At 42.4% G+C, this 15,654-nt stretch carries 12 protein-coding genes; 7 read left to right on the top strand and 5 right to left on the bottom strand.

Annotated elements, in window-relative coordinates; all coding sequences use genetic code 11:
- Nucleotides 1-28: 28 nt before the first annotated feature.
- Both lnt and JMY06_RS07905 read right to left on the bottom strand, forming a co-directional pair.
- Complete coding sequence (gene lnt, locus JMY06_RS07910) at nucleotides 29-1,603, bottom strand: apolipoprotein N-acyltransferase (protein ID WP_201617826.1); 1,575 nt, start codon at nucleotides 1,601-1,603, stop codon at nucleotides 29-31.
- Nucleotides 1,604-1,934: 331 nt separating this feature from the next.
- Nucleotides 1,935-2,834 (bottom strand): CBS domain-containing protein, encoded by a 900-nt coding sequence (locus tag JMY06_RS07905; protein ID WP_201528300.1) that lies wholly within the window; start codon nucleotides 2,832-2,834, stop codon nucleotides 1,935-1,937.
- A gap of 282 nt (nucleotides 2,835-3,116) precedes the next feature.
- Between JMY06_RS07905 and JMY06_RS07900 the strand changes: the two genes are divergently transcribed.
- Nucleotides 3,117-4,484, top strand: coding sequence for a DUF4105 domain-containing protein (locus tag JMY06_RS07900; RefSeq protein ID WP_201617825.1), 1,368 nt, complete (start codon nucleotides 3,117-3,119; stop codon nucleotides 4,482-4,484).
- Between the two features lie 43 nt (nucleotides 4,485-4,527).
- On the opposite strand, the gene JMY06_RS07895 is transcribed toward JMY06_RS07900, so the two are convergent.
- Together JMY06_RS07895 and JMY06_RS07890 are read right to left on the bottom strand one after the other, a co-directional pair.
- Nucleotides 4,528-5,316: a hypothetical protein gene (locus JMY06_RS07895; RefSeq protein WP_201617824.1), complete on the bottom strand. Its 789-nt coding sequence runs from the start codon at nucleotides 5,314-5,316 to the stop codon at nucleotides 4,528-4,530.
- A gap of 115 nt (nucleotides 5,317-5,431) precedes the next feature.
- Complete coding sequence (locus JMY06_RS07890; RefSeq protein WP_201617823.1) at nucleotides 5,432-5,974, bottom strand: YcgN family cysteine cluster protein; 543 nt, start codon at nucleotides 5,972-5,974, stop codon at nucleotides 5,432-5,434.
- A gap of 211 nt (nucleotides 5,975-6,185) precedes the next feature.
- Here JMY06_RS07890 and JMY06_RS07885 point away from each other — a divergent pair, with 211 nt between their 5' ends.
- From JMY06_RS07885 to mutY, 6 genes are all read left to right on the top strand, one after another.
- The gene (locus tag JMY06_RS07885) at nucleotides 6,186-6,914 is read left to right on the top strand and encodes a dienelactone hydrolase family protein (RefSeq protein WP_201617822.1); all 729 of its coding nucleotides are present in this window, start codon (nucleotides 6,186-6,188) and stop codon (nucleotides 6,912-6,914) included.
- Between the two features lie 304 nt (nucleotides 6,915-7,218).
- On the top strand, nucleotides 7,219-10,230 hold the full coding sequence (locus JMY06_RS07880; RefSeq protein WP_201617836.1) for a DUF2339 domain-containing protein: 3,012 nt from the start codon (nucleotides 7,219-7,221) through the stop codon (nucleotides 10,228-10,230).
- Nucleotides 10,231-10,387: 157 nt separating this feature from the next.
- On the top strand, nucleotides 10,388-11,344 hold the full coding sequence (ylqF, locus tag JMY06_RS07875; RefSeq protein ID WP_201617821.1) for a ribosome biogenesis GTPase YlqF: 957 nt from the start codon (nucleotides 10,388-10,390) through the stop codon (nucleotides 11,342-11,344).
- Between the two features lie 83 nt (nucleotides 11,345-11,427).
- Nucleotides 11,428-11,835, top strand: coding sequence for a hypothetical protein (locus tag JMY06_RS07870; RefSeq protein ID WP_201617820.1), 408 nt, complete (start codon nucleotides 11,428-11,430; stop codon nucleotides 11,833-11,835).
- Nucleotides 11,836-11,952: 117 nt separating this feature from the next.
- Nucleotides 11,953-12,882, top strand: a complete 930-nt coding sequence (locus JMY06_RS07865) for a hypothetical protein (protein ID WP_201617819.1) — start codon at nucleotides 11,953-11,955, stop codon at nucleotides 12,880-12,882.
- A 132-nt stretch (nucleotides 12,883-13,014) separates the two neighbouring features.
- A complete protein-coding gene (gene mutY / locus JMY06_RS07860) occupies nucleotides 13,015-14,313 on the top strand; it encodes an A/G-specific adenine glycosylase (RefSeq protein WP_201617818.1) in 1,299 nt (432 codons plus the stop codon).
- Between the two features lie 145 nt (nucleotides 14,314-14,458).
- Here the strand turns inward: mutY and JMY06_RS07855 are convergent, their stop codons facing one another.
- Complete coding sequence (locus JMY06_RS07855; RefSeq protein ID WP_201617817.1) at nucleotides 14,459-15,361, bottom strand: acyl-CoA thioesterase; 903 nt, start codon at nucleotides 15,359-15,361, stop codon at nucleotides 14,459-14,461.
- Nucleotides 15,362-15,654 lie beyond the last annotated feature (293 nt).

Below are 15,654 nucleotides of genomic sequence, written 5' to 3'. Positions count from 1 at the left end.
CTAATCGAGCCTTTATAAGCACTTTTACTTATTTACCTAAGCCTGCACGAGTGGTCGAACGCTTGCCGAGGTAACTTAATAGTAGTAACAAAGCGATGATAATTAATATAGGGTAATTACCAGCACGCATAAAGGGCGTATTACCGACCCGCGCCTGAATATCGCCCCGTAGCACGGTACGCTCGAACTGCGGTGCACGCTCAATGATACGACCTTTATGATCAATGATGGCGGTAACACCGGTATTGGTGGCGCGCATAAACCAACGACCATTTTCCAGCGCGCGCATCTGTACCATTTGTAGATGTTGCAATGGCCCCGCTGAAGTACCGAACCATGCATCATTAGAGATGGTCAATAAAAAGTCAGTATTAATCGCATTTTTACGGGTAGTATCGGGATACGCCACTTCATAGCAAACTGCGGCGCCCAAATTATGACCTCGTACCCGCAGTGGTGACTGCTGGTCACTACCCCGACTATAACTCAAAATATCTTGACTGCCCGCTAGGTTGGGTAAAATATCGAGCACGCCTTCGAATGGGATATATTCGCCAAATGGTACCAGACGTTGCTTTTTATATAGGCCATCAGCCTCAGCACCCAGCGCAATGACGCTGTTATAAAATGGTGGATATTTATCAGTGCTAGGGTCAAATGCTGCCTCATCCTTATAAGGAATACCGGTCACCCATGTGGTATTAGTAGCATTGGCCATTTTGACCATTTCATTGATAAAACCAACAGCCTCATCTTGAAACATCGGAATAGAAGATTCTGGCCAAAGGACAATATCACGCCCCCATTCAGTACTCGTTAACGCCGCATAAATCTCGAGGGTCTCAACTTGGTATTCAGTTAGCCATTTTAAATCTTGTGGAATGTTACCTTGGATTAAAGATACCGATAAATCAGGCGTGCCTTTCGGCTTCGTCCATTGTGGATTAATGAGCCACAATGAAGTACTGATAACTAGGAGCACGGCAGTCGCAATCATATAACCGCCACGGCGACGCAACAGCTCCACCATACTGGCCGCTAATAATACCGCTACAAAGGAAACCGCAAAAACTCCAGCAACAGGCGCGAGTGACGATATCCAGTATTGCTCAGTAAAGGCGTAACCGATGAATAACCAAGGAAATCCGGTAAACAGCCACGTTTTTAGCCACTCTTGTAATATCCAAAGGGCGGCAAACGACAACGGCTGCTTACCGACCACGCGATTAAATAGCAGCGCTAAAAAGCCATGAAATAGCCCCATACCGAGACCCATCAGCGCAATCATAATCAGTGCTAACCATGCTGGCGTATCACCATAATCATGGATAGAGGTGTAAAGCCAAAAGGCGCCAACACACCACAGCCCAGTACCGTAAGCCTCACCAATAATAAAGGCCCGCTTACCGCTCATATCTGGCAATAATAGCGTATATAAAATCGCTGGTGACACTACTGCTAGCGGCCAGAATCCATAAGGTGCCAACGCAAATAAGAATGATGCCCCTGCCAGCAATGCTATTAACATTGTTAGCCATAGCGGCATTTTTTTAGACTTATTGGCATTCAGACGCTTTTGTAAATCTACAGTCGACAGGCGCATATTAATTATCCAAAATGACACATCTTAAATTCTACATAACACACTTTAATACTTAACTTTAAGTAGGGATTTTGCGGGGCTTATACCTACCCAAAATTAAACTCGCCTATGATAACAGTCTGTGCCAATAAATGGGGATAATTGCGTGCCTTGTTGCGCCAATCTTTCATTGTGTTATGACTCTTTACATAGCAAAAAACACGACCGCAATCGTGTTTTTTGCTGATTAGTAACGTTTATATCATAAATTGTAGTAAAAACTTAATGAATACAGCCTTGGCGGCTACAGAATCAATGACTTGAGGACTGCATATTACTTAATCGCTGTTGGTTAGTGACTACCTATCAATAACTGCTGCTCAGGATCAGTTTTGGTCACTTCTAAATCATGGATAAAGCGGCCTTCCACGTCCGTTATAGTGATTTGCCAATCGTCTATCTGTACACTTTCGCCTTCCAAGTCGCCCACGTAACCTAAGGTTTGCATGACCAGTCCACCCATGGTATCGACATCAGTATCATCGAAGCGACTACCTAACTCATCATTACAGTCTTCAATCGCCGTTGAGGCTTGTATCCACCATGTATTAGGCTTTTCTGGATGCACGACGATATTATTAATATCACTGTCTTCATCAAAATCATCATGTTCATCAACGATATCACCGACGATTTCTTCCAGCAAATCCTCCATCGTAACCACGCCGCCAAAGTTGCCAAATTCATCAACCACCACTGCCATATGTACTTGCGTGCGCTGCAATGAGCGCAGCAAGGTATCAGAGCGCGCCGTCTCACTGATATATAATGGCTGGCGTACCAAATCCTTTAAGCGTTTGCTATCGATTTTATCATCTTCATCGCGCACCATATGCACAAGAATCGGTATCAAGTCTTTGGCGAGTAAAATACCAATGACCGCATCATCATCTTGGCTATCAAATACCGGATAACGTGAATGGGTGGTCTCAAGGATAATATCCATCACTTCAGCGAGGCTAGTGCTCTCATGCAGACCTATGACCTGCGGGCGCGGAGTCATAATTTCACGCACTTGGGTGGCGGGCAGATCCAGCACACCTTCTAACATATCGACAGTATCAGGTTCTAAAAATTGGCGCGATTGTTGCACTAAACCAATCAATTCGTCACGGGTTTCGGGGGCGGTCGATAGCCAGCGTTTTAAGCCGCGCATCGACCAACTACTCGGGCTGGGAGTGTCGTCAGACATGGTGGTGTGAGTTAACCTCTTTAATTAATGATAAGTATCATATTAGATGGGGATTAAAATGTTAAATAAAAACAACCACTTTGAAAAAAACGCTATGTTAGATATAGCCATTATCAAATAAAAACGTCTGATAAACGATACCTAAAACCATTAGGTCGCACTAAATTAGCTTCACTTTATCGCAAGCCTGACAGACATTCAACGATAAATTTATCCAAATTGTATTGTCAGTGTGTTATAAATTTTGCTATGGTCAAACCTTAATTCACTTAATCTACGCTTATGTCGCATCGTTCATTATTCACACGGCTGTTATCGCCACGTACCAAGAAACAGAATCTAGCAAACCGTAATAAAGATGGCACTTGCCAGCGCCGTACGCGGCGGCATTATGTTGTGCAGTTTTTTATCGTGGTCGCTCTCATATTATCGGCCGTTTGGTTACTGATGGCTATTTTTTATCAATTTGGCGTAAAGAGTCCGGTTACATGGATTGTAACAGTGGTTATTGTTGGTTTGTTAACCGTGCTGCTGACCCTACGTTATTTACCGCAGCGTCTGAGTAACACGCCATTTTTTAAAAAACTGTTTGACCATAAGCTATTTAATAAAAAAAATTCTAAAGACGATGCTAATGACAGCACAACTCTTAATAGAACCACAATCCATAATAAAAGCACTGCTACCAAATGGCTGGCGGGATTATATGCTGGTGTTTGGCTGCTTGGTGTTGGCTGGTTTATGTCCATTACCCCGCAGCAACAGCGCGATTGGCAGCCGGATGTCAGTCAAATCATGTCTTACAAGCGCGATGCAAATAATCCTGATCTGATTACCTTATCGAACGTGCGTAACTTTGATTGGTATAGTGGCGATAAAGAGGCGACTGAGCGCTGGGAAACCCGCACTATTGATATGTCTAAGTTATCTGGCGTCGATATCATTAATTCCTACTGGATGGGGCCACTAATTGCCCATACCTTAGTAAGTTTTCGCTTTGAGGATGACCGGCCGCTATCCTTATCGCTCGAGATTCGTAAAGAAAAAGGCGAATCGTTTTCAGCGCTTGGGGGTTTTTTTAAGCGTTTCGAGCTTAGCCTTATTGCTTCTGAGGAACGCGATATTATCTATACCCGCACTAACGCGCGCGGCGAGCAGGTATATCTATTTCCCGTCAGCCATCTGCATCAAAGTGAGGTGAAATCGTTATTCGAGTCGTATCTAACCATCGCTGATGATTTAAATGCTGAACCGGCTTGGTATAACACTCTAACCAGTAACTGTACTAATATTATCTTTTATATGGCGCGTATCGTTAGCGGTGAGCGCTTGCCGTGGGATTATCGGATTTGGGTGTCTGGTTGGCTGCCAAACTATCTATATGACTTAGGTATGCTAGATGCTAATCCCCAACTAAAAAACGAGGAGCAAAGCGCTCAGCCGTGGTCAATGGATAAGTGGTACGAACGCACTCATATCAATCCTAAGGTGAGAGGCTTTAATAATCAATTTAATAACAATAGCAGTGACGGCCATAGTAGTGCTTTCTCAGACCAGATTCGTCAAGGTATTCCGATTCCTCCGCTTGCTGATTCTAAAGCAGATGCTGAGGCAAAAGCCCAATCTGCTGCCGAGGCTACTAATGATTAAGTGGCCTAACGGCTAATCTGAGGTGTTTTAAATACTTTAAGCACTAAAGCGTCGTCACCCGGCTTTCCCAAAACTCAACTACTACTGGGTGACTAACGAGCTGAGACAATTCATCTGTAATACGTTGGCTATCCGTGTCATTAGGTTGTTGAGAGGGCTCAAAGTATAATGCAACCTCAATCTTACTCGTGATAGGATTATAAGCAATATGCTGTGTATCGGGATAACGTTTGAATATCTCAGGTGTCGAATCTTCTATAAGCTGTCTAATTTGTACCATCGTTTTACCACTAATAGGATAAACGTAAATAGGCAACGTCACATTTTCTAAGCCAGATTGTTTAAACTCATACACGTAACGCTCTGCTGATACGGTGTTTAACGTAGTAATCCCAACTCGAAACTCGTCTGGGTCATCATTGATATAATAAGCTTCAACAAAAGCGTCTCCCAAATCCTTTTGGACAGCCTCTAATATTCCGCTGCTAATTGCTTGTAGAACCAATCTGCGCTTAGCTTCGGCAACTGATACCCTAAATGCCTTGGCGTACGATTTTTCTATAAAGCTAACTTTTGATTGAGAATCCTGTTTTTGTAATAGGTTTGATTGCTGTGTCGGTGCGTTTTGGTAAAACTGATCAGCGCTTGCTTCCACATTCTGCCAATTTACTGATATAGATGGTGTTTGTTTAACAGGTATTATAATAGCTTGAGTATCGCTGCCGGCTTCTTTCTGATTGGAGATATTTGTAAGGGGCGTAACGTTCGAACAGTTGCTTAATAAAAGAGCAACTCCTAGTGCTAAACTTCCTTTTAGATAGCTTCGATTCATATCCTTATCCTTGGATTGCAAAAAATTTACTCAAATAAGTAGTTAGTACATTTTATACTTCAATTCATATGACAACGCTTGCTTGGATAGCTTTTTTATAATTATTGAAAACCTGCTAAGGCAGTACCCAATTCACCACCCGCGTTTCCATCTCCTCATCAGCCATGCCGGTTTCGGAGACGCAGCGCCCTGCTACCCCAATATTAACCGCGCGCATTTGCTGCTGGGTTGCTACCGCATCTTGAGTCAATAATAAATGCCATGACGGTAGCGCCTGCCCTTTATACAAGCGCTTATAAGCGCAGTGCGCCGGTAGCCACATCATGTCCGGTAGCTTATCTACAGTTAGCTGAATACAGTCCGGTACATAGTGCTGACGCGTATCATAGTGTTGACAATAACCGGTTTCGCAATTCATCAGCTGGCAAGCCACATCGGTATATTCAACCAAACTCTCATCGACATCACCATCTTCGTCTTCATCGATATATTTGATTAAGCAGCAGCTGCCGCAGCCATCACACAACGCTTCCCATTCGCTATGGTTTAATTCAGCGAGCGTATAGCGCGTCCAAAACTGCGGACGTATCGTGGCATTGGTAGCATCAGCACTTGACTTTGGGTTTGACTTTAAAGGTGATAACAAATTTAGCCTCATAGAATTGCAACAGTATTAAATCGCCGTATCATTTTGATAAACAGCGTTACAGTATTATAGCTGTTTTTGCTGGGTTTGGGCGTTAAGGTAGGACGGGTAAGTAAGACGCAAGTTATTAAAATACATAAATAGCTTCATTAAACAACGCGATAACTTAACCTAACACCCTAACTTAACAATAAAAACTCACACTATAAAAAAGGACAATAACATGTCAATTAAGACTTTCGAGCTTATCAGTACGACCGAAAATGGCATACAGCTTATCAGCTATGTGGCACTACCAGAAAATGCTTCAGAGGACAAACCAGTCGTCGGCGTCTTAGTCGCACCTGAATGGTGGGGCTTGGTTGAGCATTCAAAAACCATGACCGAACGCTTGGCAAAAGCAGGCTATGCAGCAGTCGCTATGGATGTTTACGGTGAAGGCAAAATGACTTCTGACGCTGCGATGGCCACGATGTGGCATGACCAAGTATTGGCAGACCAAGATATGCTCATGGCTCGCTGCCGCCTTATTCTCAATGACTTTAGCGATCAGCTTGCCGTTGATGGCGATAACTTAGCCGCCATAGGTTTTTGCTTCGGCGGTAAGGTGGTGCTAGACATGGCGCGCGAAGCTATGCCATTAAAAGCAGTCGCGACCTTCCACGGCGACCTTTCTGCCAAACAACCTGCAGACAAAAACTTTAAAGCCAAAGTATTAATCGCCCATGGTCGTGATGATGCAATAGTTACTATGGACGACATTGAAGCCTTCAAAAAAGAGATGGATGCCGCTGATGTTGACTATACTGTCGATGTTTATGACGATGCCAAACATGGCTTTACCAATCCAAAAGCAGACGAGCGCGATAACCCTAATCTTGGTTATGACGAAACGGCTGCCAAACAAAGCTGGGACAATATGCTTGAATTTATGAAAGCTAACTTAGGTTAAAATCTGGCCAATAAATCTAATTGTAAAAGCTAGTTTTGATAGCTAAGCAAAACAGAGTGTGGTCATCATGCTCTGTTTTTTTATGGTCAAAAATAAATGGATATAAAAACATACCTTACTAATGAGGCGCAAAAACCTCATCTCCAGAGTCTATGGAATATAGTATCGCTAAAGTAATATTGATAAATATGGCAAAAAGTATGCCAGTAAACTCCTCGCCTCCATATGAATTCATAATCGCTACTCTTGTACTTATCTCTAAATAGCGTCATTATCACTCCATTGTAGGATTAATTGAGTGGCGTTGATGCTGTATTTTTTAATAGAATCATTAGGCTGGTTGGTGATTGTCTTTTTGCTAGTCATTATGATTGTGCTATACATTAGGTTGCATCAGCAGCTTGCCAAGCTACGTCAAAATATGACGCAGCTGCAAGACGAGTTGCAACAGCATAAAGATAGCATTCGACCTTTGACAACCTCTCACCCTTCACAACCTGCACCCAATTCTATAGCCGATTCTCTAACAAACTCTTCTATAGCGAATCCACCAGTAGCAGAACGCGCGGATGCCACACTCGTGCCGCAAACAAAAAATAAAACGACCCCTGCGCCGATAGAGCCGGATGAACGCTCGCTGCCTATGGTTACGTCCCTGTTTAATTCTATTAAAAACTGGTTCTTAGGTGGCAATTTAGTGGTACGCGTTGGGGTGCTGGTATTACTGGTGGGCGTGGTGCTGCTATTACGCTTATTAAGCGAATATATCGAAGTGCCTATCAGTCTAAAACTGGCAGCCATAGGTCTTATAGGCTTAGCAATAGCAGGACTGGGGCTTAAGCTGGTCGCCAAACGCTTTGCTTATGGGATTACTTTACAAGGGACCGGCTTAGCTATCGCCTATTTGAGTACCTTTTTTGCCTATAGTGTCTATCAGGTCATCAGCAGCCTGCCGAGCTTTATTATGCTAGGTGTATTATCTGCGGTGACCGTTGCTTTAGCAGTGCGCCAAAATGCCTTTCCTTTAGCCTTACTAGCATTGTCCGGCGGATTTTTTGCGCCGATATTGACCAGTGCCTACACCGGTAGCTTATCAGCACTATTCAGCTACTATCTATTATTAAACGTTACGATTGCTGCTATCGCTCATTATCGTCCTTGGAAAGTGCTCAATTTATTGGGCGTGACGGTGACTTTTGGGCTGGCTTATTATTGGGGCGCCATTGAGAACTTAACGACGGCTATTGATAGCCAACGCTGGACGTTAGTGCTGCTCGTGGCACTGCATGTCATACTATATTTATTCGTCGTTATCCGCTATGCGCAGCAAATTATTGCTTATAATGCCATTAATGAAACTGATGTTAACAGCCTTAATGATATTGATAGTTTGAGCAATACTGCTATTACAAACAATGCCTACCTATTCCCCATCGATATTGGGCTGCTATTTTCAGTACCGATATTAGCCTTTGGTTTGTTTTCCGCCTTACTTAATGACATTACTCATGCTTTGACCATTACCAGCGCTATCTTAGCTGCCATTTATTTAGTATTGGGTTGGTTATTTATTCAGCGCAGCCAGCGTTATTCTTTAATAACTGAGGGCATGCTGGCATTGGGCAGTGGTTTCTTGGCATTAATGATTCCACTAGCTTTTAATGCCGAATGGATAGCTTTTGGCTGGTCAGTGCAAGGATTGGTATTGGTGTGGTTTGGCAAGCGCTCATTGCGGGCGTGGTCGGTATTGTTTGGATTGTTATTGCAGCTTATTAGTGTTGGTATGCTGATTAATACTCTGACGCTAGCTGTTGAAAACTATCCAACCTTGGCCTTAACAGTTTCGGCGATAAGCTATCTTGCCATTATGTTTATCCTACGTGCCAGCAACGTGCCTATTTATACGAGTTCTAATCCAAACATTAATAAAAACATTGATACGAGCGCTAACGAAGACATTTCACAATACGCTAAAGCATTAGGCGTGAATACACAGGCAGCGCAGCAATGGCTTGCGAGCATTAATAGTGACAGCGTAGTGTTCCAAATAGTTTGGCGCAGTCCTATAGTCATAAGGCTATTAACCTTTGCCGCTATTGCGTGGTCACTTTACATCTTAATTATCGACTTTAACCAATGGCTTGCCAGCTGGCAACTGGCGACGACCACCCTGATTGCACTAGCAGCCTTACTGAGTCTGACTATTTATTGGCTGATTAATCGTTACCGTTCATGGAGTGAAATCAGGCAATTTAACCATGGTCTATTGTTAATATTTTATCTAATGCTTATCCTGCAACTGCCACAAAAATTCGAATTTAATTATCAATGGATGACAGCGCATTGGCTACTGTTTGCGGCCTTATTAATAGGCTGGCTAGTGGTTGGGCAGCTGTGGTTAAAAGCATGGCATACGAATCTTAATTTAAAAGGTTACGATATTGCCAGCTGGCTTGGGGCTGGGATAGTGGTATTGGCAGAGGCGGTACATTATGGCTTACCGGATTCCCAAGGCGTTATAACTATACTTGTTCCTGTTGCACTGATGCTGACTGGGTTGTGGTTTACTCATCGTTATCATCCTGTTCAACATAACACCGTTCAATCAAAAAACGCGACCTCACCGCTTCCACTTTACTGGTTTAACTGGCAAAGTGCACTCTTAGGCTGTGCCAAAGTTTTCGTTCCAGTGACGTTAGGCTGGACCATCTTTACCAACTGGTCATATGATGGTGTGATTTGGGGTCTGCCCTATTTTCCACTGATTAATTTATATGATGTGACATTATGGTTGGTTCTATTATATGGCTTTGGTGCTTACTATCTGACATTAAAACCTATTGTCCAACAGCCAACAGACATCACGGCTCAAGCATTGCTGACATCTAAGAAAGGTCTACGCTATCAGGCAAATACTGCCGATTCTTTACTCATTCTTTTAGCGCTCATCAGCTTTTGGGTAATCTCCAGTATGCTGGTCCGAACATTGCACGCCTTTATCGGCACTCCACTTTGGAGCTATGAGGCTTGGGGCGCATGGCACAGTGAACAAGTGCAGACGGGACTAACGATTCTATGGACACTACTAGCCTTAGTTGCCACTATTGTTGCCAGTCGTCACTGGCAGCGTACGCTATGGTTTATGGGTATTGGTTTATTAGGGATTGTCGTCTTTAAATTAGTATTGGTTGACTTGTCACAGACCGAGGCGATTTGGCGGGTTATCTCCTTCCTTGGTGCGGGCAGTTTGATATTATTAATCGGTTATTTGGCACCGTTACCACCAGCACGGGATGACATAGCGGATAAGGCTTAATAATAGCCTTACGTCTTAATAATAGCCTTACGTTATGGTTAGATGAAATTGTAGCGTGAGCACTTTGGTTCTGTAGTAAACTGAACGCCATCGCTAAAGGGACCGCATTGCGTGCTTTTAGCGCTAAATCCTATGAATTAAAAGGTTGTTAAAGCAAATGGATACTAGAGCAAATATTCAGTGGTTCCCTGGGCATATGAATAAGGCCCGTAATGAAGTCAAAGAAATCATGCCGCAAATGGATGTGATTATCGAAGTGCTGGATGCGCGTATTCCTTATAGCAGCGAAAATCCTATGGTGGCAACCCTGCGTGGCGACAAACCAGTCATCAAAATCTTAAATAAAGCAGATTTAGCCGACCCTGTTATGACTCAGGCTTGGATGGATTATTTTGAGCAAGAAGATGGCGTCAAAGCGCTGGCTTTTGATGATAACAAAGCTGCTGACGTACATCGTATCATTGCGTTATGTAAAAAACTAATGCCCAATAAAGCGGAGTCAGGGCGACAGATTAAAGCTATGATTTTGGGTATTCCTAACGTCGGAAAATCAACCCTAATTAACACTTTAGCAGGCCGAGCAGTTGCAAAGACGGGTAACGAGCCAGCAGTGACTAAGTCGCAGCAGCTCATTAAGCTTGATGATGATATTATGCTGTATGACACACCCGGCATGCTGTGGCCAAAAGTTGAAAACGCAAACTCAGGCTATCGTTTGGCGGCTACTGGCGGTATCCGTGATACGGCGTTCGACTTTGCCGATGTCGCCAGCTATACGGCAGAATATCTAATACAAGCCTACCCTGAACTGTTAAAAAAACGCTATAAAATTGAGGATTTACCACAAACCGATTGGGAGTTCTTTGAAGTCGCGGGTCGCAATCGTGGTTGCGTGCGTGCGGGTAATAAAATTGATACTTACCGGATGTCTGAGATTTTAATTAATGAGATGCGCAGTGGCACTTTGGGTCAAATTAGTATGGAAACGCCAGAGATGCGTGAGACTGAAGAAGCGGTGGTCGCAGAGCAACGCCTAGCTCTTGAGGCGAAAAAAATAGCCAAAGAAGAGGAAAAGCGCCAACGCCGTTTGCGTACTCGTAAGAATCGGAAGTAAAGTTACTTAATAGCTATTCCTGCTATATATTAATATTATGCGTACTTATTTACTATAACAGTTTCTAAGGTCTGTCTTGGGTTATGAGAAGTAAAAAGACTAAATGGCTAATTTATACAGTACTTGTGGGTTTAATTCCAATTCTTGCAAGACTTATGGTTTGGTTTGTAACCAAAGAAGGTAGTCTCGAATTAGTATCAGCTTCTGATTTTGTTGCTTTCGGATTAGTTTTACACATCTCTAACATCAATGAAATAGAACACTACTCTGAGGAAGAAGAGCGATGGAAAACTGTTCAAAACGGTATTTCAATTTTATTCATAGCTTTTTATAGTATCTTATTAGCTGTTAATTTAATAGGAGGAGATATTATTGACGTCAAGTCCATAACAGTCTGTACTATTGTATTATCAATAATATCATTTGGTATTAGCTACACGGTATATGATAGGGTTTCAAAAATACCTAACTCTGTTGAGAGTCCAAGATGACTAATTTAATTATAGTTGCATCTATCATTCTAGCTTTACTAGGTATAGTTACAGTTGTCTGGTCAATAATAGATACTCGAAAAAAATACTATAATGACTATGTAAAAAGGAAAAGAAATGATTAAAAACATTATATATCTTGATGAGGATAAGATGTATTCACTATCATCGCAACTTTTTGAAGGGGTTACTGAATATGTTTTGAATGAAAAAAACTTAGAGAGCTCAAAGTCAGAAGAACAAAAAGGTCCTATTTCCAGTGGTAGAATAGTTGGCGACATTCTAAAAAATAGTGAAAGAAACACAGAAAAGAAGTTTTTAAATGATTACTCGTATACTCTTTTTGAAAAAAAGCTTATTGAAGAGAATAAGGTAATTACAGTTTCATACGAAAGCTCTGGTTTAGAAGAGTCGATAAAAGAGAAGTCATTTATAAAAGTTACAGCAAAGGCAACATTCAACGATATAGATTCAATAATAAGTACTCTTAATGATTTTAACCGAATGGGTAAAGCACTAGCATATGTCACTAATTATGAAGATATCAAGTCAGTTAAAGCAGAACTCTCGAGAGCTCAAAAAGGAAAAGATGAAAGAGGTAAAATTAGCGTACTGAACGCTAAACTTAAAAGAATTAGCAACATAGATAAACTGTCGTCTGATCAAGGTTTAAATTTTGATAAACAGTTACTTGATGACTTAAGTTTCCTTTTAGAATATGGTTTGGGAGGTCAACTTGAAGTACAAATGAATCTGTCTAATCATATAGCTTCAGCTAATCTCAATCGAAAGTTTCTTAGAGAACCAGAAGACTTAGTGATTCGTAAATATTCAAGACAGACTGAAGTGCAATTTACGTTATTCGGTATAATTACACAATACGAAAAAGAACAGACTAATCCTTCTGAAGTAAAGGGGGACTATGAAACTTTGAAAGAAGCTATAATGAACATGGTTGCCCATATAACTAATTTAGAAGCGGCATTCACTGGAAGACTTAGTAATGAAATAATTATCGATCCAATCGCATTATATACTGAGTTATAAATAAAACTGATAAAATTAAAGAGTGAATGTGAAAGCTATAAAACGATATTATGAGAATCAACCCTAAACGATAGAAAAACTGGCTCGAAGCCCTCATATTAAAATTCTTGTCTCTAATATGATGCTCTTTTTATGACCCAGCCAACTGCTAACTCAAAGACTAGAATTGAAAACCACACATTTAGCCAATCTGAAGCCGAATTAACCAGCTTCGCCCCGCGCCTACTCGACTGGTTCGAAACCAACGGTCGCCATGATTTACCTTGGCAACAGCACCAAACCGACACGCCCAATCCTTATATCGTTTGGCTATCAGAAGTCATGCTACAGCAAACGCAAGTGAAGACTGTGCTGCCTTACTTTGCGCGCTTTATGACCTCATTTCCGGCCGTGCAGGATTTAGCGGCAGCGGAATGGGATGAGATAGCAGAGCACTGGGCAGGATTGGGCTATTATGCGCGTGCGCGTAACTTGCATAAAGGTGCCAAGCAGTTAGTAGCCACTATTGATGACACCGGTGACTTTCCGCAGACGCTCGCAGGTTGGGAAGCAATATTAGGGGTTGGCCCGTCAACGGCTGGGGCGATTATGGCAATGGGGCTACATCATTATGGGGTCATCTGTGATGGTAATGTGAAGCGAGTGCTGACGCGCTGGGCGGCAATCGATGGTGATATTACTAAGTCTGCCACCACCAAAGAGTTGTGGGCATTAGCGGAACGATTAACTCCTGAGCAGCATTCGGGGTTATTTGCGCAGGCCATGATGGATATGGGCGCGACTTTATGTACCCGCCGCAAACCTGCTTGTGTCTTATGTCCTCTGCAAGCCGACTGCCAAGCGCACGCGCAAGGTCGCGAAGAAGAATATCCAGTTAAGGCCAAAAAACCGCCCAAGCCTAGCAAATTTAGTAATGCCTTACTGATTCAAAATTCAGACAATGAAATATTATGGCTTCAACGTCCTGATAATGGTATTTGGGGTGGCTTATGGAGTTTGCCGCTAGAATTTATAGAGAAAGTTGAAGGAAAAGTTACTGCTAAAGTCATTGATAAAGAACAGACGGCTACTGTCGCTAGTAACGATACGGCTACGGATAATCCGCAGTCGCAAGTTGCTAGTAATGGGAAATTGTACGAAGCAGAATTTACTACCGCTGAGCAAATTATCAATGAGTGGCTCTGTAAGCACCAGCTAATAGCCCAATCAGTGAGTAGCGATTTATTAGATGATGCGCCTAAACCTATTAAGCATTCACTGACCCACTTTCATTGGTATCTGACTCCGCAATCATTAACCTTGAATGCCAAGCAATCGCAACAATTAACCTCAGCATTGCAGGCCGCTGAGATTAATGTGACTTGGTTAAATAGTAATGATGCTCAGGCAACGCTTGGATTACCACGAGCGATGGTGAAGATACTAGAATAAGACCTCAGCATAAATATAAGCATAAGAATATAAGCCAAAATAAAGCGACTTATAATAAATTATGAGTCGCTCTTTTAATTAACTGCTATCAAAACGTACGATTAAAAAACCCTGTTAAAACTACCTATCAAAAATCTACAGCAAACTAAGATTTTGGTACCCGCAGGCGCATCAACCCTTCTTGCTGCACAGTCGCCACCAGTTTGCCATCTTGCCAGAACTGACCATGGTTTAAGCCTTTAGCATTAGAAGTGGTATCACTCCACATGTCATATAACAGCCAATCGTTGAGATCAAAGGTGCGATGAAAATGCATCGAGTGGTCAATACTGGCCGCTTGCAGACCGCTAGTCATAAAGCTGACGCCATGTGACATCAGCCCAGTGCCCACTAAATAAAAATCAGATGAAAAAGCCAATAATGCTTGCTGAATTGCTTGCGGTTGGATACCTAATTCACGAATACGTAACCAGTTGGCCTGCTTCGGTTTAATCGGTTCTGGATGAATAGGATCGCGCGGTTTGACCGGTTTAATCTCTACATGACGGCGACGCATAAAACGCGCTTTGAGGGCTTCAGGTACCTTACCGACATACTCTTCCTTTAAGTCTTGCTCAGCTAATAAGTCCTCAGGTGGTGGATAAACTGGCATATTTTCTTGATATTCTAAGCCTTCCTCCATTGGAGAGAACGAGGCTGTCATCGAAAATATCACTTCTTCAACAGGTGGCATGCCACGTACTTGCTTATATTGAATAGCGGTCACTTCCCGCGCCGATAAACTGCGACCATCGCGAAGACGCCGCACTTGATAAATAACTGGTTGCGTAATATCACCGCCCCGTAAAAAATAACCATGCAGCGAGTGACAAGGCTTGTCTTCAGTCAAGGTATGAGCAGCAGCCATCATCGCTTGCGCGAGCACTTGACCACCAAAAATACGAGCGCCGACATAGTCATGGCTTTTACCCTCGAACACATCAGTGCTGACTTCAATGAGTGCTACTGTCTCGAGCAGCTCATCAATCAGTTGCGAATAATCAGACATGACGGCAAGTTTCCTTATTTTATTACAATAACTATTTAGCAATTGCACTGCGGTAGTGCTTGAAATAGCAAAGTTAAATATCTTACCCAATATTTCTGCCCTTGACCAGTTACTGATAGCCACCACTCAGTATTTAATAGCGTTTTGGGCGCTACTTTTCATCCATCAGCAAACAGAAAAACTATCGTGAGCAAAAATAAAGGATATCCATAGATTAATTATAGGTCTATATAAAAAAAGAGGCACTGTAATAGTACCTCTTTTTTAGTTGGAAAAATTATTTGTTAGTTAGA

It is taken from the genome of Psychrobacter urativorans (assembly GCF_904846675.1).
GTDB lineage: Bacteria > Pseudomonadota > Gammaproteobacteria > Pseudomonadales > Moraxellaceae > Psychrobacter > Psychrobacter urativorans_B.
The sequence above is the reverse complement of the archived record's forward strand: the minus strand, read 5'-3'. Positions and strand labels throughout refer to the sequence as shown.

What these genes read in the sequence shown, in the direction of transcription:
- JMY06_RS07895 (WP_201617824.1), bottom strand. Translation starts at nt 5,316, where the DNA reads ATGAATCGAAGCTATCTAAAAGGAAGTTTAGCACTAGGAGTTGCTCTT.
- JMY06_RS07890 (WP_201617823.1), bottom strand. Translation starts at nt 5,974, where the DNA reads ATGAGGCTAAATTTGTTATCACCTTTAAAGTCAAACCCAAAGTCAAGT.
- JMY06_RS07865 (WP_201617819.1), top strand. Translation starts at nt 11,953, where the DNA reads ATGATTAAAAACATTATATATCTTGATGAGGATAAGATGTATTCACTA.
- ylqF (WP_201617821.1), top strand. Translation starts at nt 10,388, where the DNA reads ATGGATACTAGAGCAAATATTCAGTGGTTCCCTGGGCATATGAATAAG.
- mutY (WP_201617818.1), top strand. Translation starts at nt 13,015, where the DNA reads ATGACCCAGCCAACTGCTAACTCAAAGACTAGAATTGAAAACCACACA.
- JMY06_RS07855 (WP_201617817.1), bottom strand. Translation starts at nt 15,361, where the DNA reads ATGTCTGATTATTCGCAACTGATTGATGAGCTGCTCGAGACAGTAGCA.
- JMY06_RS07905 (WP_201528300.1), bottom strand. Translation starts at nt 2,834, where the DNA reads ATGTCTGACGACACTCCCAGCCCGAGTAGTTGGTCGATGCGCGGCTTA.
- JMY06_RS07900 (WP_201617825.1), top strand. Translation starts at nt 3,117, where the DNA reads ATGTCGCATCGTTCATTATTCACACGGCTGTTATCGCCACGTACCAAG.
- JMY06_RS07885 (WP_201617822.1), top strand. Translation starts at nt 6,186, where the DNA reads ATGTCAATTAAGACTTTCGAGCTTATCAGTACGACCGAAAATGGCATA.
- JMY06_RS07870 (WP_201617820.1), top strand. Translation starts at nt 11,428, where the DNA reads ATGAGAAGTAAAAAGACTAAATGGCTAATTTATACAGTACTTGTGGGT.
- lnt (WP_201617826.1), bottom strand. Translation starts at nt 1,603, where the DNA reads ATGCGCCTGTCGACTGTAGATTTACAAAAGCGTCTGAATGCCAATAAG.